Raw genomic sequence first — 12,095 nt, forward strand, 5'->3', positions numbered from 1 at the left:
TGCTCGGAAGATTTTCTATCTTCCAAGCACCACTAAACGCCCGAAAGATAATCAGGAGTGATGGTGGTGATGAGCAATACGGTTAAAATTCATTTTGTCTTCCTTATTGATTAATTGCTATTCAAGTTACTGTAAAAAAAATGAACTGGCAAGTGTTTTTTACAAAAAAATTAGATTTTTTTCGCTTTAATAAACAACAGCACAGGACGGTGCTGTAGATCTTTAAATTCGTTTTGCCATTCAGGCTTATCGGCAAGCATCGGTTCTGCCATTTGTTCAATTTGGAAACCCGCTTGAATTAAATTATTGATGATGGTGGCAGTGGTGCGGTGATAGGTTTTAAACGGTTGTTTAAACCAGTTACGATCACGTTCGCCTTCGTCACGATAATAATTTAAGCGGTACGCTACTTGCTGTTTATTTTCATCTTTTTCCCAGCGATCACCACCTTGGTAACAAGTCACAATCGGGTGTTCTTGCGAGAAAATCAAATAACCATTCGGATTTAATTTTTGATGAATATCAGATAATAATTGAGGAAAATCTTGCACATAATGAAACGCAAATGAGCTTGTGATGACATCAAAATGGCTTTCAGGCAGCTCACTGAGTTGTTCCATAGAAAGCTGATGCAAAGCAAAGTGCGGTGAATTTTGGGAAAATTTTGCTAAGTCTGTTTCTGCCTGTTTGAGCATATTTTCAGACAGATCAATGCCCACAACAAAGCGGGCATTGCGTTGTAAATAAAGTTGTAGGTGCCCACCACAACCACAGCCCAGATCTAACAGTTTTTTATCTGTCAAATCGGGCAGTAAGGACAACATTGTCGGCTTTTCTACAACTTCATTTAAGCTAATTGGATTTTCCCGCAATTTTAAATAAAGCTCAAAAAATTGCGGGGCATCATAGACGCTTTTCTTGGCCATCTTATTTGAAGATGATGTCGTCTTTTGGATCGTACTTAGCGGCATCTAATACTTTGTTTTCTTCAAAGTATTTTTTCAACATTTCAGCATCGATGAAACCAGTGTTCACATAGCTTGGGTGTTTTTTCAAGACTGGATAGCCATCACCACCACCTGCGCAATAGTCTGGTACAGAGACTTTATATTTTTTGTTTAAATCAAGTGCTTTACCACCCACTTTTACATCAGACACTTTTTGGGCTGTACGGTCAACTACCATTGAGATACCTGCAAATTGTGGATATGCGCCACTATCTACTTGCTTCATTGCAACAACGTTCAGGTAATCTAGAAGCTCTTGACCAGTGAAATCTACCGTTGCGATCATATTGCCGAAAGGTTGAACTGTAAGAATATCTTTATAAGTAGTTTCACCCTCATTGATATCTGCACGGATACCACCTGAGTTCATAATACCCACATCTGCTTTAACACGTTCCATTTGTGATTGTGCGATTAAACGACCAAGGTTTGTTTGGTGGAAACGGATAATCTTACGATCGCCCACAAATTTACCTTTCACTTCACCTACTTTCACGCCTAATAAACGATCACCTTCGTCTTGGTAAGTTTTCAAGTGTGCGAATACTGCTGGATCTTCAGCAATTTCAGGTTGATATAGTTTGTATTCAGACTTACCGTCTTCTAGTTTGATTTTTTGTTTTAAGTTAACTGGGATTAATTCATATTTAACCAATTTAGTTTCGCCGTTTTTGAATTCAAAATCTGCACGACCAATAAATTTACCCCATTCTCCGGCTTGAACAATCCAAGTACCATTTTGGAAGTCTGGTTTACATTCTTCACCTGGCGTGTATTTCGCTTTGAATTGACCTTGCTCATCAATACAAACCGTATCGTGTGTGTGTCCACCAATGATTAGATCGAAAGCTCCTTTATCAAGGGTGCGAGCCATTGTGACATCACCCGGTGCATTTTGACCGTGTTTACCATCAAAATAGTAACCCATATGGGTTAATGCAATGCGGATATCTGGTTTTTCAGTTTTATTGATTTCAGCAAGTGTCGTTTTTGCTGTTTCAATTGGATTTTTGAAGATAACGTGATCAACCACATCTGGGTTACCTAATTTTGCTGTATCTTCAGTAGTTAAACCCACAACAGCAATTTTTAAGTCATCTCTTTTCAACATTACATAAGGTTGTACTAATGATTTGTTGGTTTTTTTGTTGATAACATTGGCCGAAATGAGTGGGAATTTTGCCCATTTTTCTTGCATTTCAAGAAGTTGCATAGGGAAGTCAAATTCATGGTTACCAAGTACTGCTGTGTCATAACCAATCATATTCATCCCTTCAATATCGGGTTTTGCATTTTGCATATCAGACTCAGGTACACCTGTGTTGAAGTCACCTGCGTGAAGTAAAACAACGGAACCACCTTTGCTTTCTACTTCTTTACGAATATTATCAATTAACGTTTTGTGTGCGGCAAAACCATATTCACCTTTGCTGTTTTTCCAGAAATGACCGTGGGTATCGTTTGCGTGTAATACAGTTATGTTATAGGTTCTATCTTGAGTATAAGCATATGCTTGACTGATTAACCCTAATGATAATGCGAGAGTGCTGAATTTAATTAGTTTTTTCATTGTAAACCTCTTTATATTGAGAATCCGCTAACTATATACTCAAAATTTTGTATCAAGCCAAGCTTTTTCCATTAAATTTGTGATGTTTAACCTAAAAATGTGGGTAATAGCCCAAATTGTGCTGCAACTTGTGTCACAATATTGAGTACACCAAATAAGATTACAAAATAAATCATAAAGTGACCACCATAAACGCGATATGTGCTGTTTTCAAAGCGCTCGCGTGTTGCTTTCGCTAAAAGTGCGGGCACAATGGCTGCCCAAATTGTTGCAGCTAAACCAGCGTAGCCGATAGCAATCACAAAACCATAAGGGAATTGTAAGCTGAGTAAGAGTGGTGGTAAAAATGTGATTAAGGCTGCTTTGGTTCTGCCTAATAGGCTATCATCTAATTTAAATAAGTCAGAAATATAGTCAAATAAACCTAAACTTACACCTAAGAATGAGCTCGCAATTGCCATATAAGCAAAGAAATTAAGTATCACGCTAATATAATCTGTTTGGATATATTGTGATAGTGCGCTTAGTAGTGCAGCGATGTCACCACCTTTTTCAATCACTGGGGCAAATTCAGCACGAGGCAAGTTTCCTTGTACTGCTAACTGCCATAAGATGTAAATCACTAACGCAATAGTTGTACCAAGAAAGATCGATTTCATCACACGTTTTCCATCACGATCGTAATATTTTACGAGGCTTGGTACATTACCGTGGAAGCCAAATGATACTAAGCAGACAGGAAGTGCGGTCAAAATATAAGGTAAATATTGTTGGTCTGCTTGTGCGATTTGGTTAAATAGCACCTCTGTTTTAACTGAACTAATCAAGTCGCTAGTAGAGAGGAAGAATGCCACAACCATAGCGGTGATGAGCACTGTCGTAAAACGATCAACCGCTTTGGTGGATAACCATACAAAAGCTGCGAGGACAATACAGAAAATGAGTGAGCCGGAACTGCGGCCAATATCTACCATATTTTCTGATGAGCTGAATACTTGATTGAGTAAGTTTTGTGTAATACCACCGCCAGAGGTGATATAGGCATAGGTTAATATATAAAGCACAAAGGCAACGGAAAGCCCATTAATCATATTCCAACCATTACCTAACAAATCTTTGACGATAGTATCAAAACTTGCGCCAGTTGGATAATGTAAGTTAGCTTCGAGAATCATTAAACCTGAAGTAGTCATACAAAACCATGTATAAGCTAAAAGCAGGATTGAGCCTATAAACCAAACTCCAGCAGTTGCAGTCGGATTTGCTAACATACCAGCACCAATCGCAGTGCCAGCGATAATCATTGAGCCTCCAATTAAGGAGGGGTGTTTTTTTATTGTTGCCATATGAACTACCATTTAACTTGTTATTATTTGTAAAACATTGCACTATTTTAATAGTGTAAAGATAAAAATCAAATGATTTTTTTGAATTTCTTTTTGGTTTGCTCTATTAGATGGAGTCACCTCTCTATCTCGACAAATTGAGTAAATTAAGGCTATAATTGAACGATTTTATTTATAATTAACTTGAAATAAGGAATAAAAAATGGGTTTAGAAAACGTGCCAGCAGGTAAAGAATTACCAGATGATATTTATGTTGTGATTGAAATTCCTGCAAACTCTGATCCAATCAAATATGAGGTGGATAAAGAAAGCGGTTCATTATTCGTAGATCGCTTTATGGCAACAGCAATGTTTTATCCTGCAAATTATGGTTATGTAAACCATACACTTTCCTCTGATGGTGATCCTGTGGATGTATTAGTGCCAACACCATATCCATTACAACCAGGATCTGTGATTCGTTGCCGTCCAGTTGGCGTATTAAAAATGACTGACGAAGCAGGCGGAGATGCGAAAGTTGTTGCAGTTCCACATAGCAAATTAACTAAAGAATACGATCACATCAAAGATGTTGATGATTTGCCAACGTTATTAAAAGCACAAATTCAGCACTTCTTCGAAAGCTATAAAGCGTTAGAAGCCGGTAAATGGGTGAAAGTTGATGGCTGGGAAGGTGTTGAAGCAGCACGTCAAGAAATCTTAGAATCATTTGAACGTGCGAAAAAATAATCAATATGTTATAAATACCGCTTAAAAGAGCGGTATTTTTTTACTTAATTTTTATTTTTGAGTGAGGCATCTATGATGACATTAAAGAAAGTAGTTTTAGTTTCTAGCTTAGCATTACTATTAAACGCTTGTGCAGATTCTGCTACTATTAATCAGCAATCAGCACTTTCCTATTCACAAACGGTCGATAAAGCACGTAAGCAACACGTATTAGATACGTCATCACCAACAGCAAAACGTATTCATTCCGTATTCAAAAAAATGGTACCTTATGCAGATAGAGAAAATCAGACTGGCGAGAAATTCCATTGGCAGCTAAGCGTGATTAAATCAAAAGAATTAAATGCTTGGGCAATGCCTGGTGGTAAAATGGCATTTTATACGGGCTTAGTGGATTCATTAAAATTAACAAATGATGAAATTGCAACGGTAATGGGTCATGAAATGGCACATGCCTTAAAAGAGCACGGTAAGAAAAGAGTGAATATAGGGCAGTTTACCAATGTATTAGCAGAGGTTGCTCATGTAGCACTTTCAACACAAATAGGAGCAGACGGTAGTTCATTGGTAGTTGGTTTGACCAAAGATTGGGCTTTAGATAAACCATATTCTCGTAGTAATGAAACTGAAGCAGATGAAGTGGGTTTAATGCTAATGGCAAAAGCAGGCTTTAACCCAGAAGCTGCTCCAAAACTTTGGCAAAAAATGCAAAGTGCATCACAAGGTTCTCAAAGTGTATTAGCAGCTTTATCTTCAACGCATCCAAGTGATAGTGATCGCCAACAAAATTTATTGCGTTTAATGCCACAAGCAGTTGAATTGTACAAACAATCAAAAAAATAATTGTTGATTGAACAGAGTGAATAAAAATGAGTTAGTGTGTTGAAAAACACTAACTCATTTTTTGTATTTGGCTTATTACAGTCTAAGATCACACTCGCTAATTTTGTAGCTTGTTTGATTTGAAGCTCCGGTTAATTGTAACTAGTTCCGAGTATCTCATATAGACTGAGGTAGTAATAGGTTTTTATTCTGAACCTCAACAATTTTAGATTCTTTTTCCCATAAGAGGCAAAGGGTGTTTAGTTGATTACTACTATAAAAGTTTACTGATAGTCAGTCCTACAGCAAAACTGACAAGAAGCGTAAAAAAAGCACTCCATAAAAAGGCTCTCATTGCACTCACTGTAACAAATTTAGGTTTTAACACAGCAATTGCAAGTGATGTAATTGCTGCCCCAAGCAGCCAAAAAATATAAATTGCCCAGATCGCAGCAGCACTTTTAGGATCAGGTATTGAATAAGACATTATTGCGACAATGGTAAAGATAAGTAATGCGGATAATGTACTACCTGTTACCGCTGCAGGTCTTACAAAGAGATAGGGAAGGCAAGCCAGCACAAAAGGGATAATAAGGGTGCCAATATTTAACAAGGCAAATTCGATGATTTCTCCAATGGTCAGTTCAATATTACTATTTGAAAAATAACTAGTGAAGGCGCTATAGGCTGTAATAATTAATAAGCTTAAAAAGCTACTGATGATTGCGATCTTTTTTTCTGTCATATTACTTTCCTTAAAAAATATTCCCAAATAAAACGTTTCTATCATAAGATTGAGATAAAAAATAATCAAATAACTTATATGAATATCAATTGCTAATGATATTGAAATTGAAATGTAGGGTGCGTTTTTTGCAGAAAATACATTGAAAAAGTGCGGTGTTTTTACCGCACTTTTAGGTTAATTTGTGATTTTGAAACTCACAGGTACACTGATTTCATTTGCCATTCCAGCAGGTAGTGGACCAATAGGGCGCGCACTATTTACCGCCGCAAGTGCTGCATTATCAAGTTCTTCTGAACCTGATGATTTTGTAATACGAATATTACTAATTGCACCAGCACTGTTGATATGGAATATCAGGGTAACAACACCTTGTTTGCGCATCATACGTGCACGATTTGGGTAACGTTTATGTTTTTCAATTTCGCGACGCAATGCAGAACGATATGCATTGATTTCGTTTGTACTATTACCTTTACCCACAAGATTAGGGTTATTACTTGTCAGGTTACCAGTAGTGGTTGCTTGTTGATTGATTGAGGCATTTGAATCAATCTGACGATCCGATTTAGGCAAATCTTTTTGCTCTTTTTTCGGTTTCTTTGGTTTATCTTTTGGCTTCTCTTTCGGTTTTTCCTTTGGTTTTTCTTTTGGTTTTTCCGGCTCTTTAGGTTTTTCTATTTCCTTAGGCGGTTCAGGTTTGACTGTAGGATCTGCCACTTCTTCTTTTGGCTTTTCTGGCTCAATTTCAGGCTGTACCGGTTCTGGCTCAGGTTCTGGTTCGGCAATCACTGTTGCAGCCAGCATTTCCATTGAAATATGAGTCGATATTACATCGGCAGCAAAACCATTCGCACTGTCATCGTCTTTTTGTACAATCCAATAAAGGAAAGACACAAAACTTGCGTGAAAAAGCAATGATATTGCAAAACCGACACAAGAACGATTTTTAACTATCATTGAGCTGCCTTTTCTTTGATGGTGACGATAGCAACATTTTTAATTTCATTTTTTGCCATCATATCGGTAATCGATACAAAGTCTTGGAAGGTTGATTTTGCATCTACTTTAAGAGTGACTTTTTGATCTTTTGCCCAAGTTGCAATTTCAGCTTCTAATGCTTCTGCTGTAATTGGTTTATCATTAAAGAAAATTTCACCAGCTTCAGTTACAGTCAATAATTTTGCTAAATCATCTGAACGAAATGCGACAGTCGAACTTGCTTTTGGTACGTTTACTTGAATTTTCCCTTGTGAAATAAAAGAGGCTGTGATTAAAACGATTGCCAACAATACCAACATAATGTCGATAAAAGGAATAATGTTGATTTCATCAAACTTTTTCACCTTGGCCACCTATGCATTTGATTGTGTTTTTTTCTCGTTTAAGGCAAACCATTTCAAGCGATTGACTTCAACTTTACGCCCTAAGCCGTTGTAAAACACCATTGAAGGAATTGCTACTAAGATACCTACTGCAGTTGCTTTTAAAGCTAATGACAAATGCACCATAATGGCTGCTGCATCAATTTCACCACCAGAGTGACCAAGTTCGTAGAATGTCAGAAGAATACCAATAACGGTTCCTAATAAGCCTACATAAGGTGCATTTGAACCAATGGTTGAAATTGCGGTGAGGTGACGTTGTAGATCGATGTCTAATTCGTGTACGTTATCATAAGTTGACACATCTACTTTATTTAAGAAAAGGAAACGCTCAATGACGAGCCAAAGCATAATGAAACTCATAATAGCCAATAGGCCTAAAATAATATAATCAATATATTCTTGTAAGAATTGGAATAACTGTGGCATATCTAAATCCTTTAATTTTTATCGCAAAAAAAGATTGCGTTATTATACGGTATTGAGAATTAATTTCAATTGCGCGATTCTAGCAGATGAAAAAAAAGACGTAAATAATAAACCAAAAATGAGGCGTGTTGTTTTGTACTAAATTAATTATTTTTTGAGTAAGATCAAAAGAATAAAATGAAAATGCGATGCGTTTTACACATCGCAAATGGGGGAGGTGCGGTTAAATTTTGACGACTTTTGCTTGTTTTACCATATTGTCACCGACTTCTAAAATTGTAATTTGTAAGCCGTTTATTTCGCAAATAGTTCCTTCCTCAGGGATTTCTTCCAAGTGTTCTAAGATCAATCCATTAAAAGTACGAGCATCTTCAGTATCTAAATTCCAGTCAAATAACTTATTCAAATCACGTAAATTTGCTGAACCTTCGATGATAATTGAACCGTCTGATTGATGAATCACTTCATCATCAATGGAAGGTGCCGTTGAAGTGGTAAATTCACCGACAATTTCTTCGAGAATATCTTCTAAGGTTACTAAACCTTTAATATCTCCGTATTCGTCAACAACTAAACCTATTCTTTCTTTATTGTTACGGAAATTGAGTAGCTGTGTGTTCAATGCTGTGCCTTCAGGGATAAAATAGACTTCATCAGCCGCACGGATTAGGGTTTCCTTATTGAATTCATTTTTATCTAGCATCAAACGATAGGCTTCGCGTACACGCAACATGCCTAAAATATTTTCGTCCATACTGCCTTTATATAGCACCACACGGCCGTGGGCTGCGTGATTTAATTGACGCATAATGGATTTCCAGTCGTCATCAATATCAATACCGCCAATGTCGTTTCGTGGCACCATAATGTCGTCGACGGTGACTTCTTCTAAATCTAGGATTGAGAGCAACATCTCTTGGTGGGCAGAGGGAATAAATTTACCCGATTCATTCACAATAGAGCGCAGTTCTTCAGGGCTTAATGAATTAGACTTTGTATCTGATTTTAAACGTAGAAGAGCTAAGATTCCTTGAATGATCAAGTTCATTAAATAAACTACTGGCGTGAATAAACGCAAGAATACCGAAAGTAAATGACTTGAAGTAAATGCCACTTTTTCTGGGTAACGTGCGGCAATGGTTTTTGGTAAAATTTCTGCAAAGATCAGCATCACAAAGGTTAACGCACCTGTTGCGATTGCAACCCCTGCATCACCATATAAGCGCATACCAATAATAGTCGTAATGGCGGATGCGGTAATATTGACGAGATTATTACAAATGAGAATGAGGCTAAGTAATACGTCTGTTTTTTTCAGTAATTTTTCTGCTTTTTTTGCGCCTTTATGCCCTTTTTCAGCTAAATGGCGGAGGCGATATCTGTTAGCAGATAACAGACCTGTTTCTGAGCCTGAAAAATAAGCTGATGTGATAAGTAAAATTATGAGGGTAATAAACAGGGTACTAAGGGGAATACTGTCCAAAATGCATCCTTTTTCGAGTTAACAACAAATTCACTCTTGTAAATAGCACATGAGTGAACAGAAATTGAAAAGTGCGGTTATTTTTTTGTATTTTTAACCGCACTTTTGCAGATATAAGCATAAAGAAATATTGTCTATATTTCAAGCATTAGACGACTACCAAAATAAGCAATCGTGAGTAAAGTCGTACCTAAAATGGCATAAATGACAATTCTTTTGCCACGCCAATATAATTTCCAATGCCCAATTAAGGCGATACCAAATACACACCAAGCTAAAAAAGAAAATACAGCTTTTTGGATATCTTGTGGCGCGAAATCTTTAGCTAGATGGAAAGAACCTGAGATTAGCACAATAGTGAGCAGTAACTCACCTGTGAGCATTAAGCGGAAAAAATGGCGTTCTACCAACATTAAGGGTGGGATAATTGGAGAAAATGGCAGTTTTTTATTTTTTAAGCTACGATCAATCCAAAATATTTGGATCGAGTAAAGTGCAGCAATAAAACAAACTGAATAAGTAAACAACGATAGGCCAACATGGATAAATAGTGCAATATTTTTGCTAAGGTGATAAAGAAAATGGCTAGGGAGTAAGGTTGCTAAAATCACATTCATAATAGCAAAACTATAAATAATAGGTAATAAAAACCATAGGGTTTTTATGCGTAGCAACATAGCAGAGGTGGAAAGGAAAGCAATAATCAGGCTAATTAATGAGCCAATGGCAGTAACAGTAAAGTTTTGACCTGAAATTAATTGAGTAAATAAATCAGTTAAACTGAAACAATGCAAAATAATGGCTAAAAATGAGGTAGAAAAAAAGAGGGCTTGATTTGGCTTTTGAACTTGCTCACCAGATTGTGTTTTTAATAACATCGGCGTAATTAATAATAAGCTAGAAAGATAAAAAAATACTGAAAAAATAACAAGCCACATTCCTATATCCTCATATTTATAGTCAATCCATTCTAACTTTCTCTCTATCAAATCGCTATAAATTTATTACAAATGATGAAAATCTACGGGATTTCAGTATAATTAAGACAATTTTTTTGGAGATAAAGTAGGAAAAATGAATGTTTGAGAATTTATCAGATCGCTTGTCGAAAACCCTAAGAAATATTAGCGGTCGTGGTCGTTTAACGGAAGATAATATTAAAGAAACTTTGCGTGAAGTACGTATGGCGTTGCTTGAAGCTGACGTAGCGTTGCCTGTCGTACGTGATTTTATTAATAAAGTGAAAGAGCGTGCGATTGGTGTTGAAGTTAATAAAAGCCTAACTCCGGGTCAAGAGTTTGTTAAAATTGTTCAGGCTGAGCTTGAAGTAGCAATGGGTGAAGCGAACGAAAGTTTAAACCTTGCAACTCAACCTCCAGCGGTTATTTTAATGGCTGGCTTACAAGGTGCGGGTAAAACAACGAGCGTCGGTAAATTAGCGAAATTCTTAAAAGAACGTCACAAGAAGAAAGTGCTTGTTGTGTCTGCTGACGTTTATCGCCCAGCGGCTATCAAACAATTAGAAACTCTCGCACAAGCCGTTGGTGCTTCATTTTTCCCTTCTGATGTATCACAAAATCCAGTTGCTATCGCTCAAGCAGCTTTAGCTGAAGCAAAATTAAAATTCTATGATGTATTAATTGTTGATACCGCAGGTCGCCTACATGTTGATGGCGAAATGATGGATGAAATTAAACAAATTCACGCCGCACTTAACCCAATCGAAACGCTTTTCACTGTGGATGCAATGACCGGTCAAGACGCTGCGAATACCGCAAAAGCTTTTAATGAAGCTTTACCTTTAACTGGGGTAGTATTAACCAAAGTGGACGGAGATGCGCGTGGAGGTGCTGCGTTATCTATTCGTCAAATTACCGGTAAACCAATTAAATTCCTTGGTGTGGGTGAGAAAACAGATGCCTTAGAGCCATTCCACCCAGAGCGTGTTGCATCACGTATTCTTGGTATGGGCGACGTGTTGTCACTAATTGAAGATCTTGAACGTTCTGTTGACCGTGAAAAAGCGGAAAAAATGGCGCAGAAATTCAAAAAAGGTGATGATTTCACATTAGAAGATTTCCGTGAACAGCTCATTCAAATGAAAAATATGGGTGGGATGATGTCTATGTTAGACAAACTTCCAGGTGCAAAAAATTTGCCAGACCACGTTAAAAATCAAGTGGATGATAAAATGTTTAACAAAATGGAAGCAATCATCAACTCAATGACTCTCAAAGAGCGTGCAAACCCAGATATCATCAAAGGATCACGCCGTCGTCGTATCGCAATGGGTTCAGGTACTCAAGTGCAAGACGTGAATAAATTGCTTAAACAATTCGACGAAATGCAAAGAATGATGAAAAAAATGCGCAAAGGCGGAATGGCAAAAATGATGCGTGGTATGCAAGGCATGATGGGCGGGCTCGGCGGTTTAGGTGGAATGTTTAGACGCTAATCTTTGTCTGTTTTGAGAGAAAAGTGCAATTTAGATTTTGCACTTTTCTTTTTCCCCAATAAAAAGTGCGGTCAAAAAATTAAAAATTTTGACCGCACTTTTGTTTTATGAGTGTTTTTTCAA

Annotated in this window: 12 protein-coding genes and 1 other annotated feature (1 of these 13 only partly in view); of the genes, 3 read left to right on the forward strand and 9 right to left on the reverse strand. The window is 37.1% G+C overall.

From position 1 onward, the window contains the following. Positions 1–73: a sequence feature (His leader region), on the reverse strand (it extends 55 nt beyond the left edge of the window). Between the two features lie 97 nt (positions 74–170). The 3 genes from CKV78_RS10345 to mtr form a co-directional block, all read right to left on the reverse strand. Further along, positions 171–926: a class I SAM-dependent DNA methyltransferase gene (locus CKV78_RS10345; RefSeq protein WP_005764959.1), complete on the reverse strand. Its 756-nt coding sequence runs from the start codon at positions 924–926 to the stop codon at positions 171–173. 1 nt (position 927) lies between these two features. Beyond that, positions 928–2,577, reverse strand: a complete 1,650-nt coding sequence (ushA, locus tag CKV78_RS10350; protein WP_005764960.1) for a bifunctional UDP-sugar hydrolase/5'-nucleotidase UshA — start codon at positions 2,575–2,577, stop codon at positions 928–930. An 86-nt stretch (positions 2,578–2,663) separates the two neighbouring features. Continuing rightward, positions 2,664–3,923, reverse strand: coding sequence for a tryptophan permease (gene mtr, locus CKV78_RS10355; protein WP_032855660.1), 1,260 nt, complete (start codon positions 3,921–3,923; stop codon positions 2,664–2,666). Between the two features lie 202 nt (positions 3,924–4,125). Between mtr and ppa the strand changes: the two genes are divergently transcribed. Together ppa and CKV78_RS10365 are read left to right on the forward strand one after the other, a co-directional pair. Then, positions 4,126–4,653: an inorganic diphosphatase gene (gene ppa / locus CKV78_RS10360; RefSeq protein ID WP_005764964.1), complete on the forward strand. Its 528-nt coding sequence runs from the start codon at positions 4,126–4,128 to the stop codon at positions 4,651–4,653. Between the two features lie 72 nt (positions 4,654–4,725). After that, complete coding sequence (locus CKV78_RS10365; protein WP_005764966.1) at positions 4,726–5,496, forward strand: M48 family metallopeptidase; 771 nt, start codon at positions 4,726–4,728, stop codon at positions 5,494–5,496. Between the two features lie 253 nt (positions 5,497–5,749). On the opposite strand, the gene CKV78_RS10370 is transcribed toward CKV78_RS10365, so the two are convergent. From CKV78_RS10370 to CKV78_RS10395, 6 genes are all read right to left on the reverse strand, one after another. Continuing rightward, positions 5,750–6,220 carry a hypothetical protein gene (locus CKV78_RS10370; protein ID WP_032855661.1) on the reverse strand — a complete coding sequence of 157 codons (471 nt, stop codon included), beginning with the start codon at positions 6,218–6,220 and terminating at the stop codon, positions 5,750–5,752. A gap of 177 nt (positions 6,221–6,397) precedes the next feature. Beyond that, entirely contained in the window at positions 6,398–7,180 is a 783-nt protein-coding gene (locus CKV78_RS10375; RefSeq protein WP_005764970.1) for an energy transducer TonB, read from the reverse strand. After that, positions 7,177–7,566, reverse strand: a complete 390-nt coding sequence (gene exbD, locus CKV78_RS10380) for a TonB system transport protein ExbD (RefSeq protein ID WP_032855662.1) — start codon at positions 7,564–7,566, stop codon at positions 7,177–7,179. The genes CKV78_RS10375 and exbD overlap by 4 nt, the downstream gene beginning before the upstream one ends. 9 nt (positions 7,567–7,575) lie before the next feature. Beyond that, complete coding sequence (exbB, locus tag CKV78_RS10385; RefSeq protein ID WP_005764974.1) at positions 7,576–8,034, reverse strand: TonB-system energizer ExbB; 459 nt, start codon at positions 8,032–8,034, stop codon at positions 7,576–7,578. Positions 8,035–8,257: 223 nt separating this feature from the next. Continuing rightward, positions 8,258–9,517, reverse strand: coding sequence for an HlyC/CorC family transporter (locus CKV78_RS10390; protein ID WP_005764976.1), 1,260 nt, complete (start codon positions 9,515–9,517; stop codon positions 8,258–8,260). A 134-nt stretch (positions 9,518–9,651) separates the two neighbouring features. Beyond that, positions 9,652–10,455, reverse strand: coding sequence for a cytochrome C assembly family protein (locus CKV78_RS10395; RefSeq protein WP_032855663.1), 804 nt, complete (start codon positions 10,453–10,455; stop codon positions 9,652–9,654). 140 nt (positions 10,456–10,595) lie between these two features. Between CKV78_RS10395 and ffh the strand changes: the two genes are divergently transcribed. Then, entirely contained in the window at positions 10,596–11,972 is a 1,377-nt protein-coding gene (gene ffh / locus CKV78_RS10400) for a signal recognition particle protein (RefSeq protein WP_005764979.1), read from the forward strand. Positions 11,973–12,095: the final 123 nt, after the last annotated feature.

The sequence above is a fragment of the Pasteurella dagmatis genome (assembly GCF_900186835.1).
Taxonomy (GTDB): Bacteria; Pseudomonadota; Gammaproteobacteria; order Enterobacterales; family Pasteurellaceae; genus Pasteurella; species Pasteurella dagmatis.

What these genes read in the sequence shown, in the direction of transcription:
- CKV78_RS10345 (WP_005764959.1), bottom strand. Translation starts at nt 926, where the DNA reads ATGGCCAAGAAAAGCGTCTATGATGCCCCGCAATTTTTTGAGCTTTAT.
- ushA (WP_005764960.1), bottom strand. Translation starts at nt 2,577, where the DNA reads ATGAAAAAACTAATTAAATTCAGCACTCTCGCATTATCATTAGGGTTA.
- mtr (WP_032855660.1), bottom strand. Translation starts at nt 3,923, where the DNA reads ATGGCAACAATAAAAAAACACCCCTCCTTAATTGGAGGCTCAATGATT.
- ppa (WP_005764964.1), top strand. Translation starts at nt 4,126, where the DNA reads ATGGGTTTAGAAAACGTGCCAGCAGGTAAAGAATTACCAGATGATATT.
- CKV78_RS10365 (WP_005764966.1), top strand. Translation starts at nt 4,726, where the DNA reads ATGATGACATTAAAGAAAGTAGTTTTAGTTTCTAGCTTAGCATTACTA.
- CKV78_RS10370 (WP_032855661.1), bottom strand. Translation starts at nt 6,220, where the DNA reads ATGACAGAAAAAAAGATCGCAATCATCAGTAGCTTTTTAAGCTTATTA.
- CKV78_RS10375 (WP_005764970.1), bottom strand. Translation starts at nt 7,180, where the DNA reads ATGATAGTTAAAAATCGTTCTTGTGTCGGTTTTGCAATATCATTGCTT.
- exbB (WP_005764974.1), bottom strand. Translation starts at nt 8,034, where the DNA reads ATGCCACAGTTATTCCAATTCTTACAAGAATATATTGATTATATTATT.
- CKV78_RS10395 (WP_032855663.1), bottom strand. Translation starts at nt 10,455, where the DNA reads ATGTGGCTTGTTATTTTTTCAGTATTTTTTTATCTTTCTAGCTTATTA.
- ffh (WP_005764979.1), top strand. Translation starts at nt 10,596, where the DNA reads ATGTTTGAGAATTTATCAGATCGCTTGTCGAAAACCCTAAGAAATATT.